Origin of the sequence: Enterococcus canis NBRC 100695, assembly GCF_001544375.1 — a bacterium.
Lineage (GTDB): Bacteria > Bacillota > Bacilli > Lactobacillales > Enterococcaceae > Enterococcus_H > Enterococcus_H canis.
The window spans coordinates 149,719-166,491 of sequence record NZ_BCQJ01000003.1 but is presented as its reverse complement, the minus strand read 5'-3'; the positions used below and the strand labels follow the sequence as shown (position 1 = coordinate 166,491).

Annotated in this window: 13 protein-coding genes; 9 read left to right on the top strand and 4 right to left on the bottom strand. The window is 39.8% G+C overall.

Translation table 11 applies throughout. The features are described 5' to 3' along the window. Positions 1 to 14 precede the first annotated feature (14 nt). The 8 genes from ECA01S_RS06125 to yicI all read left to right on the top strand — a co-directional run bounded on the left by ECA01S_RS06125 (position 15) and on the right by yicI (position 10,494). Positions 15 to 962, top strand: a complete 948-nt coding sequence (locus ECA01S_RS06125; RefSeq protein ID WP_067392688.1) for a carbohydrate ABC transporter permease — start codon at positions 15 to 17, stop codon at positions 960 to 962. A 19-nt stretch (positions 963 to 981) separates the two neighbouring features. Continuing rightward, the gene (locus ECA01S_RS06120) at positions 982 to 2,718 is read left to right on the top strand and encodes a type 2 periplasmic-binding domain-containing protein (protein WP_067392685.1); all 1,737 of its coding nucleotides are present in this window, start codon (positions 982 to 984) and stop codon (positions 2,716 to 2,718) included. A 112-nt stretch (positions 2,719 to 2,830) separates the two neighbouring features. Further along, positions 2,831 to 3,478, top strand: a complete 648-nt coding sequence (locus tag ECA01S_RS06115) for an SGNH/GDSL hydrolase family protein (protein WP_067392682.1) — start codon at positions 2,831 to 2,833, stop codon at positions 3,476 to 3,478. Next, entirely contained in the window at positions 3,475 to 4,950 is a 1,476-nt protein-coding gene (locus tag ECA01S_RS06110) for an alpha-L-fucosidase (RefSeq protein WP_067392680.1), read from the top strand. Before ECA01S_RS06115 ends, ECA01S_RS06110 begins: the two co-directional genes overlap by 4 nt. 11 nt (positions 4,951 to 4,961) lie before the next feature. After that, positions 4,962 to 5,768: an alpha/beta hydrolase gene (locus ECA01S_RS06105; protein WP_067392678.1), complete on the top strand. Its 807-nt coding sequence runs from the start codon at positions 4,962 to 4,964 to the stop codon at positions 5,766 to 5,768. 22 nt (positions 5,769 to 5,790) lie between these two features. Further along, positions 5,791 to 7,188 carry a response regulator gene (locus ECA01S_RS06100; RefSeq protein WP_067392675.1) on the top strand — a complete coding sequence of 466 codons (1,398 nt, stop codon included), beginning with the start codon at positions 5,791 to 5,793 and terminating at the stop codon, positions 7,186 to 7,188. 154 nt (positions 7,189 to 7,342) lie between these two features. Continuing rightward, positions 7,343 to 8,224 (top strand): ROK family protein, encoded by an 882-nt coding sequence (locus ECA01S_RS06095; RefSeq protein ID WP_067392672.1) that lies wholly within the window; start codon positions 7,343 to 7,345, stop codon positions 8,222 to 8,224. Further along, on the top strand, positions 8,221 to 10,494 hold the full coding sequence (gene yicI, locus ECA01S_RS06090; protein WP_067392668.1) for an alpha-xylosidase: 2,274 nt from the start codon (positions 8,221 to 8,223) through the stop codon (positions 10,492 to 10,494). Before ECA01S_RS06095 ends, yicI begins: the two co-directional genes overlap by 4 nt. Before the next feature lie 108 nt (positions 10,495 to 10,602). Here the strand turns inward: yicI and ECA01S_RS06085 are convergent, their stop codons facing one another. Genes ECA01S_RS06085 through ECA01S_RS06075 form a run of 3 tightly spaced genes read right to left on the bottom strand, consistent with a single transcriptional unit; the run spans position 10,603 to position 14,154 of the window. Continuing rightward, entirely contained in the window at positions 10,603 to 11,220 is a 618-nt protein-coding gene (locus tag ECA01S_RS06085) for a pyridoxamine 5'-phosphate oxidase family protein (protein WP_067392665.1), read from the bottom strand. A gap of 50 nt (positions 11,221 to 11,270) precedes the next feature. After that, on the bottom strand, positions 11,271 to 12,776 hold the full coding sequence (locus tag ECA01S_RS06080) for a helix-turn-helix domain-containing protein (protein ID WP_067392662.1): 1,506 nt from the start codon (positions 12,774 to 12,776) through the stop codon (positions 11,271 to 11,273). Between the two features lie 13 nt (positions 12,777 to 12,789). Then, positions 12,790 to 14,154: an AcpB/EbpR/MafR family transcriptional regulator gene (locus ECA01S_RS06075; RefSeq protein WP_067392659.1), complete on the bottom strand. Its 1,365-nt coding sequence runs from the start codon at positions 14,152 to 14,154 to the stop codon at positions 12,790 to 12,792. A 180-nt stretch (positions 14,155 to 14,334) separates the two neighbouring features. On the opposite strand from ECA01S_RS06075, the gene ECA01S_RS06070 reads away from it, so the two are divergent. Beyond that, complete coding sequence (locus ECA01S_RS06070; RefSeq protein WP_067392656.1) at positions 14,335 to 15,597, top strand: NCS2 family permease; 1,263 nt, start codon at positions 14,335 to 14,337, stop codon at positions 15,595 to 15,597. A 39-nt stretch (positions 15,598 to 15,636) separates the two neighbouring features. Here ECA01S_RS06070 and ECA01S_RS06065 read toward each other — a convergent pair whose 3' ends face one another. After that, positions 15,637 to 16,698, bottom strand: coding sequence for a hypothetical protein (locus tag ECA01S_RS06065; protein WP_067392654.1), 1,062 nt, complete (start codon positions 16,696 to 16,698; stop codon positions 15,637 to 15,639). Positions 16,699 to 16,773 lie beyond the last annotated feature (75 nt).

Below are 16,773 nucleotides of genomic sequence, written 5' to 3'. Positions count from 1 at the left end.
AAAGGAGTAGAGAAATGGAAATATCATTAAAGCAAGGGCATAGTAAAAAGAAAACTGCAAAAAAAGTCACTCGTACCAAAGAAGATATCCTATTCAATATTCTTAACTATACATTTTTTGCGGTAATTACATTGATATGTGCGTATCCATTTTATTATCTGATTATCAACTCAATCAGTAATAATGAGTTAAGCGCATTAGGCGATATTCGTTTTGTGCCAGCGGGTATTCATATTGAAAATTATAAACAAGTCCTTCAGTTAGATGGGTTAAGTCTGGCGGCGGTTGTCTCTCTAGCTCGGACAGTAATTGGGACGGCTTGTACCGTTTTAGCTTCTGCTTTTCTAGGGTTTATGTTCACACAAGAAAAAATGTGGAAACGGACTTTTTGGTATCGTTTCATTATCATTACTATGTATTTTAATGCTGGTCTAATTCCGATGTTTATTACGATGAAGACTTTAGGATTGACGAATAATTTTTGGGTCTATGTATTACCTGCAATCGTGCAGCCGTTTAACATTATCTTGGTAAAAACCTATATTGAATCGATTCCGCGCTCTCTACAAGAGGCTGCAGAAATCGATGGAGCCAACATCCTACAAGTATTTTTTAAGGTAATTTTACCTAACTGTACCCCTATCCTGGCAACAGTCGCAATTTTCTCGGCGGTTGCACAATGGAATTCGTTCCAAGATACGTTAATTTACATTACAGATCAAAAATTATATTCGCTTCAGTACCTGCTATACACCTATATCAATCAAGCGAACTCGTTAGCACAAATGGTGAAAAACTCTGGCGGCGCAGTGGCTAGTATTGCTTCGGCTGCAACCGCTCAGACGCCAACGTCGATTCGAATGACTGTTTCAGTTATTGTTGTATTACCAATCATGTTCATTTATCCGCTTTTCCAACGTTACTTTGTTAAAGGTATTATGTTGGGTGCGGTGAAAGGTTAAAGCGAAAGGGAGAGAACAAATGAGAAAAACATGGGCAAAAATTGTAGCAGTAGGTTTATTAGGCTTAAGTTCTTTAACGGGACTAGCCGCTTGTAGCACTGGCGCATCGGGGAAAAGTAGTAGTTCAGTAGACAAAAACGAAACGTTGACAATTGATGTATATGATAGTGTTGCCAACTATATGGGAATTCAAAAGGGTTGGTTTGCTAAAATTGTTAAGGACAAGTTCAATATCGAGCTTAATATTATCGCGCCCAACGTAGCGGGGAATGGTGATACATTATATCAAACGCGGACCGCAGCGGGGGATTTAGGAGATCTGATTATTATCAATACAGGAAAAGAATATAATGAATTGGTACAAGGCGGCCTATTATACGATTCTTCGGATCTTTACGAAAAAATGTCTAATCTGAAAAATTATGATGGAGCAGTGAAACATCTAAATAAAGACCAAGATGGCGTATACGGATTTCCAACTGAGGTATCAAATTTACCTGCAAATACTCCTTCTGAAGGCTTAGACTTGAACATCGGTGCTTACTTGCGTTGGGACTTATATGAGCAACAAGGATATCCAGAAATGAAAACGTTGGAAGATCTCTTGCCTGTTTTGGCTGATATGCAAAAAGCAAATAGCGAAACAGAAGCAGGTAAAAAAGTGTACGGTTTCTCGCTCTTTAGTGACTGGGATGGAAACTACATGTCTAGTGCAGTTCAATTAGCACAGCTATATGGTTATGACACAGTTGGCTATACTCTAGCGAAAGCAGACGGTTCTGACTATCAAAGCGTTTTGGCGGACGACTCCGAGTATATGCGGGCACTTAAACTATATTTTGATGCTAATCAAATGGGACTTGTAGACCCAGAATCAACAACACAAAACTACGATACGTTGTTCTCAAAATTCCAAGCAGGACAAGTTTTATATTCATGGTTCCCTTGGCTAGGTCAATCGGCTTTTAACTCGACGGAACGAATGGATCAAGGAATTGGTTACATGTTGGCACCTATCAAAGATCAAACAATTTACTCAAACGGTGCCAAAGCTAATGGCGGAAACTTATTCATCGGAATAGGATCAAAAGCAGACGATCCTGAGCGCATCGCTGAATTTGTTGATTGGTTATATTCTCCAGAAGGAATTATGGATAATGCTTCTCAAACAGTAGGCGGTTCTGGACCTGAAGGCTTGACTTGGGAAAAAGGCGAAGATGGTAAACCGCAACTGACAGATCTTGGGAAGAAAGCTTTGATTGATGGTGACGCAGACGTGCCAGAAGAATTTGGCGGCGGCAGTTATAAAGATGGCGGATCTGCATTAAATGTGAATACAGTATTATTGATTGATGAAAATCCTGATACCAAAGCACCATACAATTTCAATCAATGGGATAGTTATGCAGCAGCAACAACGAATAAACTAAAAGAGAATTGGTCGAAAGAAATGGATGGCGCAGTTAATGCTGTAGAATATCTTGAAAAGACAAAGGAAATTGCAGTGGCTCCAGGTGCCAGCTACGTTACACCAGAGGACAGTTCTGAAATTGCCACGTTACGGAATCAAGTAGGCTCATCAATAAAAGAATATTCATGGAAAATGATTTTTGCCAAAGATGAGTCAGAATTCAATAAACTGAAAAAAGAAATGCAAGATACAGCAAATGGCTTAGGCTATGAAGATGTTTTAGCAGTCGATATGCAGAATGCTAAGGATCAAAATAAAGCGCGAGAAGAAGTTATGGCAAACTAAGAATATCTTTTAAGAATAGATTATGAGGCATTGAGCAGTTACAAACTGTTTATACGCCTCATGATCTTTCTTTGCAGAAAAAGATAACGATATTTATTGGAGGAACGGACAGATGATGACAACTAATCGTGATCGTATTCTTTTTGTGGGGGACTCTATCACGGATGCAAATCGTAATTATGAGGCAAAGCCAGGAACTTGGTCCTCATGGGGAGAAGGCTATGTTAATTTAATTAATAGTATTACAACCGCTTTTTTTCCTGAAAAAGAGCTAATGATTATCAATAAAGGTGTGAGTGGTGACCGTGTTACTGACTTATTTGAGCGCTGGGATACTGATGTGACAGCTTTGAATCCAGATATTGTTACAATCATGATCGGAATAAATGACGTTTGGCGACACTTTGACAGTGTTTTTAGCCAGGAGTCACAAATTTCGGAGGAGATGTTTGCAGAAACAATTGCTAAAATAATAAGAAAGGTTGATAGAGATAAAACAAAAATCATTTTTTTATCTGCCTTTATGATGGAAGCCAGTTTAGATGATCCAATGCGTAAAATGCTGACTAAATATAATCAAATTACTGAAAAAACGGCATCTGAATACAAATGTCAGTTTATTAATGTACAAGACGCAATCGATCGATTTTTACAAGTGCAATCATCTTATGTACTTAGTATGGATCGCGTTCATCCTTCATTAGCTGGTCATCAATTGATTGCGAAAAGTTGGTTAGAGGGAATGGGGTTAGCCTATTGAAGTCGGAAGCTGAATATAAGCAAGAGATATTGAAAGTAGCTCATCAAGGTCCATTCACGCCAGAATGGCAAAGCTTAGCTAAATTTCAAGTTCCAAGCTGGTTCACTAAAGCAAAATTTGGTCTTTTTATCCACTGGGGTTTATACAGCATTCCTGCGTTTAATAATGAGTGGTACTCCAGAAATATGTATATCCAAAATTCACCGGAATATTACCATCATCGTGAAACATACGGCCCGCAAGATCAATTTGGCTATCAAGATTTTATCCCCTTGTTTACGGCAGAGAAGTTTGATCCAGAAGAGTGGTTAGATGCAATTCAATCAGCTGGTGCACGTTATTTTTTTCCAGTAGCAGAACATCATGATGGCTTTCAGTTATATCAAAGCCAGCTATCTGAATTTAATAGCGTAAATATGGGACCACATCGAGATATTTTGGGAGAATTAAAGCAGTCAGCTGAAAAGCGGAATATACACTTCTGCACTTCCTCCCATCGAGCGGAGCACTGGTTCTTTTTTGGACATGGCAAAGAGTTTAATAGTGATGTAACAGAGCCTTTAAAAAAGGGTGATTTTTATTGGCCGGCTATGCCAGAACCAGATAATCAAGAGCTATTTAGTCAACCATATCCGACACAAGAATTTTTAGATGATTGGCTGTTACGCACTTGTGAAATTATCGATCAGTACCAACCTGAATGCTTATATTTCGACTGGTGGATTCAACATGAAGCATTTAAAGAAAATCTAAAAATCGTTTCAGCTTATTACTATAATCGCGGAGTAGCATGGGGCATACCTACAGCTATTTGCTATAAACACGACGCCATGATGTTCGGCAGTGGTATCCCAGAAATTGAACGAGGGAAATTTGCGAATGCGCAACCCTTTTATTGGCAGACGGACACAGCCATTGCACGTGATTCTTGGTGCTATACAGAAACGTTAGATTATAAGTCAGCTAAAGAAATCTTACAAAACCTAATTGATATTGTCGCAAAAAATGGCAATATGTTGCTGAACATTGGTCCCAAAGGAGATGGTTCTCTCCCGCTAAAGGATCGGGAAATATTAGAAGAAATAGGAAAATGGTTAGCAAAAAATGGGGAAGGAATCTATGAAAGCAAAGTATGGCGCTGCCAAGGTGAAGGACCAACGCTAACGTATGATGGGCAATTTCTGGAACAAAGCAGGACTATTTATTCCGAAAAAGACATTCGTTTTACTAGCAACGGTGACTCGGTTTATGCTTTCTTTATGGAACCCCCAACGACTGAGAAGGCAGTGATACGCGCTTTAAAAATAACATCCGACCAAAATTCACCTGGATTTCATGGTATTATAAAAGATGTTCAATTATTAGGTAGTTCTGCAAAGATCCGTTGGCGTCAGAATAAAGATGGACTTGAAGTAACTGTTCCTAATATAGAAGAAGATTATCCTATAGCTTATCAAATAAAAATTGAATGAGGAATAACAAAATGATCAGAAAAACCATTCCTGTCGTAAGTGGGAATCATGAGGCACAATTAGAGTCATATATTATTGAGAATTATGCAGAAATGGATTTAGAGCGAAAAAGACCCGCTATTGTAATCTGTCCTGGGGGTGGTTATGGGATGGTCTCAGCTCGGGAAGCAGAACCGATTGCGAATGCAATGATCGGAAAGGGACTGCATGCTTTTGTGCTAACATACAGTGTTGCACCAACTGTTTTTCCCACAAGCTTGCGACAATTGGCTAAAAGTATCCAGTTGATTCGCCAGCATGCTGCAGAATGGCATATAGATCCCGACAAAATTATTGTGGCTGGGTTCTCTGCTGGGGGACACTTAGCTGCTAGTCTTGGTGTCATGTGGCAAGACGAAGTTTTGAGTGATTTAAACTTTCCAACTTGTCGTCCAAATGGTTTGTTACTCTCTTATCCTGTGATTTCATCAGAACCATGGGGACACCAGGATTCGTTTAAAAATCTTTTAGGCCGCAACTATGAAAAAGATAGTCATGCCCAGTCATTAGAAAAATTGGTCTCACCTGACACTCCGCCTACTTTTTTATGGCATACTGCGGAGGATGGACTGGTTGTAATGCAAAACAGTCTAACATTTGCGGAAGCATTGCAGCAAAATGGTGTTTCTGTTGAATTGCATATTTTTGCTAAAGGAGGACATGGGCTTGGTCTAGGGACAACTGAAACGATGACTAAAGAAGGTTATGGTATCGAACCTAATGTTCAGTCTTGGATCAATTTATTCGAGACTTGGCTTCATGTAATGGGCTTTTTGTAATAGCGAATCATGGGGGATAAAAATGAAAAAACTATTGATTATAGACGATGAAGAGGCAATCAGAGAAGGCTTGAGATGGATTGTTGATTGGGAGTATTATGGCTATCAAGACATTAGAGTAGCAGAAAACGGACGCAAAGGATTAAAAGAAATTCGAGAATGGCAACCAGATCTGGTGATTACAGATATCCGAATGCCAGAAATCGATGGTTTACGAATGATCGAGCAAGCAAAAGAAGCTGGCGCAAACTTTCAAGCCATTATTCTTTCAGGTTATTCAGATTTTGAATACGCACGCAAGGCAATCCAATTAGGCTTTGTTTCTTATCTTTTAAAACCCGTGGATGAGGAAGAGCTAATGGCGTTGTTAGATAAAATAGCACAACAAGACGCGCTTATGAATGAAGAACACTTAAAGCATCAGTTATCTGCTAAACTTTTTGGCAATGATCAAACGGGGCTAGATAACTTTGAAGAGCTCTACTGTTTTAGTTTTAAAGGGCAATTGCCTAAAAAAACATATACAAGTCTAGTGGAACGTTATCCTGTGGTAATGCTGAATAATTTTGGTTGCAACTATTTGATTCTACTAGCAGAGAATCAAGCTTTAGAAGAGCGCTTGTCCCTGAAGTTTCCTCATGGAGATTCCATAGTGGGAATTGGTTGGGTCTCGGCAAAACAAAGTTTACAAGGATTGGCAGGTGAACTCAGACATCTTAGAAAAATGGAGTTTCTTTTCCCTCACCAGCTAATTACGCCGGAGTTCCTTGTGAGAGAAAAACAATCCGTAACGTATAATGACAATTGCCTTCTGGAGCTTGTTGAAGCGGTTTTAGCCAATACCGATATCCCCGTGACATTAAGGTCTTATTGCAATAATTTTATTTACGATTTAGCTTATGAAGAAGATCTCAAATGGCAGGTTAGTCAGGATATGAGTCAGTTGCTAAAAGAGCTCCAGAAACATACAACTGAAGATTTACCGCTTTCGGATAAACAGCTACAAACAGAATTGTTTGAAACTGAAAATTTATCAGAGTTGTTTGAGTTATTACAAAATACGCTTGAAAAACTTTCGTGGGAGATTGCTCGTTCTCTGAATAATGTGGATATTATCACAGATATCTTACGATTCATGCTAGAAAATTATCAACAAGATATGAATTTAAAATCAGTAGCTGATCAGTTTGGGTATAACAGTGCCTATCTTGGGAAAAAATTTAAGAAAAAGACTGGTGAAACATTTTTGGGTTATCTAGAAAAGATTCGTATGGATGAAGCCGGGGCATTATTAAAAAACTCAAACTTGATGGTTTATGAAATCGCGGAACAAGTAGGCTATAAAAATGTGGACTACTTCTATAAAAAATTTAAACAGTTTTATCAACAATCACCCAATGACTTTCGAAGTAAGTTGTAATCGATAGTCTGACAGCAGCTTGTCAGTAAGCTGCTGTTTTTTTATGACTAATTTTGACTGAAACAAGACTAATATAGTCGGTATAAATGGAAGTTGAAAATTCAGTATAATCAGTTTGTAAAGCGCTAACATTATAAAGGAAGGAGATTCCAAGATGACGTATGTCTGCTTTGATATAGGTGGCACGTTTATAAAATATGGAGCCTTTGATCGTTACGGAACAGTCATTGTGAAAGGAAAACTAAAAACAGAGCAGGCGACTAAATCTGCTTTCTTCTCATCGCTAGCCCGTATAATAGCACAATTTGAAAAGAATTTTTCAATAGAAGGAATTGGGATTAGTTTTCCAGGATTCGTTGATCCTGTATCAGGAGAAGCTATTCTAGCGGGGGCTTTGACGTCCCTACATGGAACGAATGTTAAAAGAGAATTATTAGCAGTTCTAGATTATAGCTACCCTATATATATAGAGAATGATGCGAACTGCGCTGCTTTAGCCGAAAAGTTTAATGGGGCTGCTCAAAACAATCAAAACTTTGTGTTAATCACTCTCGGAACTGGAGTGGGTGGTGCAATCTATGTAAATAATGAAATTCTGCATGGTCAGTCTTTTCGGGCTGGCGAATTAGGAATGATGATTACTGATTTCGGTAATTCGGGCTATAAAACCATACATGACTTAGCTTCAACTCGAGCCTTAGTAGCGAGATATCAAGAAATTCATTCAATAGAAAATGTTACTGGGGAAATGATTTTTGCCGATAATCACGAGAAAACATTAGATATGATTCAGGATTGGGCAGATCAAGTTGCAATAGGTATTTTTAACATTGTTGTCAGTCTGAATCCAGAGAAAGTTTTGATTGGCGGTGGTATTAGCCAAAATAGCCGGCTTGTGCCATATATTGAATGTGGGTTAGGCAAAATTCCTTATTGGCAAGATTTTAAAGTGCCAGTTACAACTTGTTTTCACCATAATGACGCAGGATTGATTGGGGCACTTTATCTTATCACACGAACGGAGGAAAATTCATGAAATATTCAGATGGCGGCTGGATGATCCAGCCGGGTTATGATGTAAAATATGCAGTTCATGTATATGATATGTTAGTAAAAGAAAATAAGATGGTATTCTATTTGCCATACTCTTATATTGCACATCGTGGGGCAACTTTGGATGGGGGTCTCTTGACAATGGAAATCTCTACTCCTCATGAAGATGTTATTGGTGTAAAACTTTACAACTATAAAGGTATTCAACCAAAAACACCCGATTTTGAATTGGTGACTCGCGCCATTACACCAGATATTGAGGAAACGGCGGAGGTCTATCGTTACTCATCTGGGGACCTAACAGTTGAGATCACTAAAGGAGAATCATTGACTTCGACCTTTTACTATAAAGGTAAGCGAATTGTTTCTAGTGATCCGCGAGCGAAAGCATACGTAACAGACCCGTCGAAAGGGGCTCATATTAGCGACCAGTTATCAATTGGTGTGGGCGAAAAAATTTACGGATTAGGTGAACGCTTCACCAATTTTGTGAAGAACGGTCAAACAATTGATATTTGGAATGCTGATGGAGGTACTGGGACCGAACAAGCATACAAAAATATCCCGTTTTACGTTAGCAATAATGGCTATGGTGTATTTGTAAATTCCCCTGATAAAGTTAGTTTTGAAGTTGGCAGTGAAAAAGTATCGAAGGTTCAGTTTAGTGTACCGGGTGAAAGCTTAGAATACTTTGTGATTGCTGGGGATACACTGGAAACAGTTTTAAATAATTATACTGATTTAACTGGAAAGCCAACCTTGCCACCAGCATGGTCATTTGGTCTATGGTTAAGTACATCCTTCTTAACTGATTATGATGAAAAAACGGTTAATTCCTTTGTTGATGGGATGATTGAACGTGACATTCCTCTCGAAGTTTTTCATTTTGACTGTTTGTGGATGCGAGAATATGAATGGTGTAACTTTACTTGGGATGAACGGACTTTTCCGGAACCAGTTAAAATGTTACGTCGTTTGAAGGAAAAAGGGCTGAAAATCTGCGTTTGGATCAATCCTTATATTGGACAAAAGTCTCCATTATTTGACGAGGGTATGGAAAATAACTATTTCTTAAAACGACAAAATGGCGATGTTTGGCAGTGGGATAAGTGGCAAGCTGGAATGGCCATTGTTGATTTTACAAACCCAGAGGCTGTTGCATGGTATACTGGCAAACTAAAAGCACTTTTAGATATGGGTGTCGATTGCTTTAAGACAGACTTTGGCGAACGGATACCAACAGATGCAGTCTATTATAATGGAGCAGATCCTGAAAAAATGCATAATTTTTATGCCTTACTTTATAATCAAGTAGTTTTTGATTTATTGGAAGAAGAAAAAGGGGTAGGGGAAGCGGTGTTGTTTGCGCGTTCTGCTTCTGTCGGATCACAAAAATATCCCGTTCATTGGGGCGGTGATAGCACGTCTGATTATCCTTCAATGGCAGAATCATTACGAGCAGGTCTTTCGTTTGGTCTTGGTGGTTTCGGCTATTGGAGCCATGACATTTCGGGATTTGAAGCGGGTGCAGATCCTGATTTGTATAAACGCTGGACTCAATTTGGTTTGCTATCTTCTCATAGTCGGTACCACGGTAGTTGGCAGTATAAAGTGCCATGGCTGTATGGCGAAGAAGCCGTAGATGTTTCACGAAGTTTTACTAAGTTAAAACTTTCCTTAATGCCATACCTTCAAGCTGAATCTGTTAGAAGTACGAAATATGGCAGTCCAATGATGCGTCCAATGGTCTTGGATTTTGTAGAGGACCGTACTACACATGATTTGGATCAACAGTACATGCTGGGACGTTCGCTATTAGTGGCACCTATCTTTAATAAAGAAGGCCGTACTGATTTTTATGTTCCTAAAACTTCGAGCTACTGGACAGACTTTTTAACTGGAAAAAGTTATGAAGGCGGAAAATGGTACTCTGAGACTTATGATTATTTCCATTTACCGTTGCTTGTTAAGCCTAATAGCATAGTGGTTGTAGGTATGGAACCAACACAAGCAGAATATGATTATCGTAAAAAGGTAGCCGTTCATCTTTTCAACATAGAGGCAGGAGCGAAGGTTGCTCAAAAAGTTTATGATACTCATGGGAACGAAGTTGCAGAGATTATTGCGAGTCGTTCTGAAGGTAAGATACAGGTCAAAGCAACCGGGTTTGAAAACGCAACAGTTTACCTGCACTCTGACGGGAATGAGACTCAGACGCAAACACTTTTAGCAGAAATGACACTTTCTATTTAATAAGAAAACTTGCAGAAGAATACAAAAAGACACTCAAGGGACAGATGTAATAATCTCCTTGTGTGTCTTTTCTTTTTAGTAGCCGTTAAAAGTAATTTTTAAGTAATCTTACCGCACATGCTGTTTCCCAATTATATATTGAGGACGCAAGGTGGTAATCATAACCTGCTGCAACATTTGGGGTGGAATCGACATCTTCTGGGAAGGTGTTAATTGCTGTAGCATGGTGTGCATCACTTTCTGCTTGGTCGCTTCGTCATTGACCTTTTCTAAGTGTCCCTGTAGATAAACTGAGGCGTGATTGTGGGTTCGTTTTGCTTCATTGATTCCCAAATCTTCTACGATCAAATAGCTGACAGGGACAGTTAAGCCTGTTAATTTGTAGCCAGTCAAGGCAGAATGGAAATACAATTGGCCTTCTAACCAGAGATGATTGAGGGCAACGCTATAAGGAATCCCATCGGCGGTAAAGGCCAATACACCATAGGCAATCTTCTGAATTAGGGCCTCGCTTTCTTGCCAACTTAGCAGTTGTTTACTACGACGATTTTTCGTTGCAATAGGAAACCGTAGCAGAGATTCAAAGTCCTCTTGATAAAGATAAGTATATTCAGGGTCTGTTGCTTGTCTTTCATAGCTGTCTTTCATGACATATACGGGCTGTGATACTGTGGTATCTTCCCTTTTAAAGGTATAAATTAAGGCCTCTTGCCATTTTTGATTCATAAGGGTCCTTTCTTGCTACTATTTTAAAACTAGACAAAATCGAATCAACGTTAAAATTCCAGCGTCCGATCCACTCGATTTTTCTGGATATACAGATTTCGTAATTTTTGATAGAGCTCTAAGACTTCGGTGTCCTGATCATTAAAATTCCAGATGATAAAAGGAATTTGAGGGTGTTCTTTTCGCAATTGCTGCGAAGTGCTGATAATCAAATCGTAATGCTCGACTTCTTCTGGGGCATATTCAAAAATTTCAGTAAAACTCAAGTCTTCCAATAGATTCACTAGGGTCACTACAATCAAATGATTATGCTCCAATGCCAGTGCAACATTTAACTTAGAGTTAAATGGCAACGCGAAGTAATAAGGCGATAGGAGGTTGCGATAAGATTTACACATCTGTTCAGCTGGTTTGCGGTACACTTGAAATGCTTCCTGGGCTAATTTGTCTTCAAAAAATCCCAGAACTAGCTGCTGCAGATGGCGGGTGCTATTGGATTGCGGTCTTGGTCTTAACATCAATGAATGCATATTAGGAAAGCGATTCTCAAAAATATAGAAAGCTAGGGTGATGTTTAGTAAATTACCTAGTAATAGTTCTCGTTCGGCAGCTAGCTGATCCGGCGTTAAGACAGAAGTCTCTACGAAATCGAAAAAGGCTTTGGAAAAGTCCCATACGACATTGGGTTTTCTCGCAAAATTTGCCAAGGTATCTTGCAATAAGGGATCCTTGTTGGTGGTAAAATAAGGCGCAAAATGAGCGAGAAAGTAGATGAAGCTAGATTCGCCCTTCGCCTCCTCGGCGGAGAGACCCTTATAATCATTCAAACTAGTCATATCAAAATAAGGGGTATCTTCCAAAAGAAAATCAAATTTATGATCATAAGCTACTAAGTGATTTTGCGAAATCCGCAATTCGAAAATCGTAGCAAAATACAGTAGTTCTTGTCGTCCCATAAAACTATTTGCCATGGAGAAATAGCGAATATAGTGATCTGACAAGGGATAGACTTGCTCCTTAGGAATCGAAAAAGGCCAAGCAACGCCGCGTGTTCCTAGCCAAGTAAAATAGAAAAGCGTGATGCGAATCATACGCTCATCTCCTAACAGATCAACAGGATTATATGAAAAGCGCATACCGTAATCCGCTAGGTACTGGTTGATTTTTTTCAGCTTTCGATTGACGGTGGAGCGGCTGACAAAGTTTTGCTGGCAAAAATCTTCAATCGTACCTTTTTCATTATGTAACAGGTAGAGAACAAACTGAAAAGGAAGACTTTCCAGTAACAAAGCATAACGATACTCGTCCAACGTTACGTGGAGTTTTCGCAGATCAATTCGCCCATTGCGAATCAGTAAAGGAGCTTGTGTGGCATCTAACTGACCTAGTTCAAAATCAATCTCCGTCAATAGATTATAGGTTTGCTGATAAGTATGCTGAAAACGTTCTGCCACCGCATTGACCTGAATAACGTCAGGTTCTTGGCTAGAAAGATATTGAAACAAGTAATATTTTGCCAATGTGGGATTATCCATCATGATTTCTTCATAAAGCATGCATCCATCTCCTTTACGCTAAAATTCGATGTTCAAGTTGTTGCCAATTACGTTCTGTTGGCAAGTCGCGGATCAATAAAAGCGGCTTTTCGGTCACTACTGGGTAATTAGCGACGACCAAATCGGCTGCTTGTTCTGTCGTAAAACGGATGTTGCGTCGGGTACCAAAGCGCCGTAGTACTTCTTGTTGCCACCAAGCTTTATAGCTATGGTCCCGGTCGTGGAGTAAGCAGAGGTTAACGAAAGACGCTCCTGTCTGCCAAAGACCATCTTTTTCAAGTAAGAAATAGTAATGATATAGCAGCATATCCAGAGGCTCATCTGTCGCTTGTAACAGTTCCTTCAAAAAGGCTTGTAAAACGGTATAAGCTTGGGGTGCTTCCTGTTCAATCACTGTTGCGTAGTCAATAGGAAAAAAGAGCGAAGGCTGCCCTTTAGACATATTCGTGTATTGATAATGTATGCGATAGAGCTCTGCTTTATTGTCCTCGAAAGGGAAATGGGGAAAATAATGGGAAATAGCCTCTTGAAATCGCTCCGTTAACCTAAGGGCAGGGATTATTGAGCGCATGGTAGCAAACTGGGCCAATAGCGCATCAAATGACTGGCTGCCTAGAAAGCCTAACATTGTTAAATGTTCATAAAGCCAGTGGATATCAGTCAAAGGCAATACTGGTTGCAAAATTTTTTGAAATTCTACTGGCGCAAATGTTCCTGAGGAAAGCGCCTCGAAATGCTGCCCTTTTCGTTGTAGTGTAATGGCCAACCAAAAAGCCACTTGACGTTCTTGGAGTATGTTCCAAACCTGATCACTGAGCGCCATTATTTTTTTCACTAGTAGCTGAATTTTCGATTGCTCTTGCGGAAAGGGCCAACTATCGCGAAAGGCCGATTCCCAGTAAAAAAAGTAATAAAATGCACGCAAATGATTTTCACTCCCCCGCAGCTGCAATAGACTCTTACGAAACTCCAGCTGGTAAGGCGCTAAAAATTCCGGTAGCAGGCGTGCATAGCGATAGATGGTGGAGGTACTTGTATATTCTTCTTCAGCCAAATCCTCGATACTAGCCTTGGGATAGCGAAACGACCAGTCAATGAGCTTATAATTATAGGAATCACGATAGTATTGTAAATAAAGCTCGTCAACGGCGGCATCATCAGTTCGGTAAAGGTAGATGCGGTTTTCCTGCTGTTGGAGTTGGAATTCTGGGAAAGGTGCCAGCCGTGCTGCAAACTCATGGAGATAAAGTTGGACGGTCTTTTTGGACACGCTTAACGCTTGCGCAATACTTTCTATATGTAAGGCGTCATCTGATTCCAGCAAGAGATGAATCAGTTGCACTTTCTTTTGATCAGCTTTCGATAAAAAAGTAGCCATTTAAGTAAACTCCTTTGTACTCTTGTCTTCATTTTAACGAAGATTTGTCATTTCGTCACTTATGGATACAGCACTGGGGAAAAATTCTTAATTTTTTTCGCAGTAAGAGAAGAAAATTAAGAAGAGGTGCAGGCTTTTTCTCGGTATACTAGAAAGGCTGATGAAAGGAGTAGAGGAATAATGATGAGAAAACAAGCGATGCAACAAGAATTGATCGCCGGTATTACATCCTTTTTTGCGATTTCATATATTATGGTCGTTAATTCATTGATTTTGACTGAGGCAGGTATGCCGCCGTTACTAAGTATCTTTGCTACTATTTTTGCATCGATGGCGGGGACTTTTTTAGTCGGCATCGTAGCAAATACCCCGATTGTGATTACACCAGGTATGGGCGTTAATGCTTTTTTTACCTACACGTTAGTTAGCTCGATGGGCTTTACTTGGCAACAGGCACTGGCAGTGAGTCTTGTGGCAGGGCTCCTTTTTGTAGGAATCACTTTGACTCCATTAGGAAAAATCATCAATGAAAGTGTGCCGGAGAGTTTAAAACACGGTATTACTAGTGGTATCGGATTATTGTTAGTGATGATTGGAATGGAAAAAGGACATCTACTTGTGGCAGGCGAACATAGCTTTTTAAGTATTGCGCCATTAAATCAAATTGATACCCTGTTAACCTTATTAGGCTTTCTATTCGTGGTGATTTTGGTCATGAAAAAAGTTCGCGGTGGGATGTTTATTGCTCTTCTAGTGATTACTATTGTAGGAAATTTATTGGGGATTCAAGCAGAAGGTTTGGCCGGAGCTAGCTTGTCCCACCTTGGTGATTATGGCCAGTTACTGTTTGCGATGGACTTTCAATTTGTGGGGACAGGCCAATTTTGGCTAGCAGTCTTTTCATTATTAATGATTTTGATGTTTGAATCGCTCGGTCTACTAAACGGCTTACTATCGTTTTTACCAAAAGAAGAAGTAGAAAAAGCCTATCGTTTAACGGGCGTATCAGTGGTGATTTCTAGTTTGTTAGGCACTAGTCCAACAATTCCCGCGGCAGAAAGTGCAGCAGGGATTGAAAATGGCGGACGTACGCGGGTCACATCGACCGTCGTCTTTGTTCTTTTTGGATTATCGTTGTTTTTACTGCCATTTTTATCCTACATCCCTGACCAAGCGATTGCGCCGCTGATTATGATGACGGGCTTCTTGATGTTACAGGATTTACGCTTACTGAACTTTGCTGATTTCTACGAGTGGTTTCCGGCATTATTTTTATGCTTGATGATTCCTTTATCTGGGAGTATCGGCGATGGCTTGGCTTATGGATTTATTGCTTACACATTACTGCAATTGGTCGGCGGGCGTGCCCGTCAAACAAAACCAGCTTTACTTGTGATTGCGGCCCTTTTCTTGGTTAATTTGATCGTAACAAACTTCATGTAAAAAAATGCTGCTGGGAATAGTTTCTCAGCAGCGTTTTTTTTATAGTTGTTGATCAAACAGCTCTTGTAACTTTTTATATTGCTCATCGGTTAAGTAATTGCGGGCATCATTTAAAAACTCCTCTTGATAGTCTAGTGGAAGCGAATCAAGATTGTCAGCCACTTGCTGATAAAATTCTTCAAAATCTGCATCGGAAAGGACCGCCTCAGACAGGTCAGTATCTGTTGTGTCAGGCTCTGCTAAGCCAGTACTGTCAAATAGCCGTTGCACCTCTGTTTCCGACACGATTTCGTCTGCTTTCGGTAAGGTAATCGTACCGCTGACAGCTTTTGGAGTTACAGCGATTTTCATGGCCAGAGTGATGCCAGCCTCCGCATCGGCCAGATCGATTTTTAAAGCTAAGGTTTTCTTATCCTTGATGGTGGCAATAACGGTTGCTTGTTCTATTGTCGCTTGTGTCTCTTCATCTAAAGAATCACTGGTTGCGAACTCAGTCAGCTCTTCTTTGGTGAACGTATGAGACAAGGTAGTGCCATCCTTTTTAAATTGATCATCTGCAGCCTTTTTCATCATTTCAATAAAGGCTTTTTGATTTTCTTTCCCTTCTTGGACCGCTGCGGTAATATCCAGACTACCATCCGCGTCGGCTGATTCCACCGTAATATATTTGCCAGACAATGCTGTTAATTGGGCTTGATCGACATCCATCGGAACACCAAAGCCATTCATGACGTTGACCATTCCTTCAATGAAACTAGTAGAAAGATATGCTTCCTCACCTTTACCGCTGATTTCTAAAGGTAACTGTTGACCCAGCGCTTCTAGAGTCATATCCATAGCGTAGCTGTTATCATCTGCGATTTGGTAAGAACCCTTTACATTCATATTTTTGATACTTTCACCCAATAGATTCGCCCAAGCGGTTCCCGTTGTATCTGTCATCTGGAAGTCATCAAAGGTCAGCTCAAAATCGCCACCTTTTTGGGCGGACGTACTCAGTGCTTCATAGGCATCAATAAACTCATTTTTCGGACTTTTGCTGCAGGCCATCAATACAAAAAGTGCACTTACAAATACTACCCAACGAATACCCCTTTTCATTTTCATCTCCTCCTCGTGTTACTTTCAGTATATAATAAAACTTGTCATTTTTTTGTCATAAAATTTGATTTATTT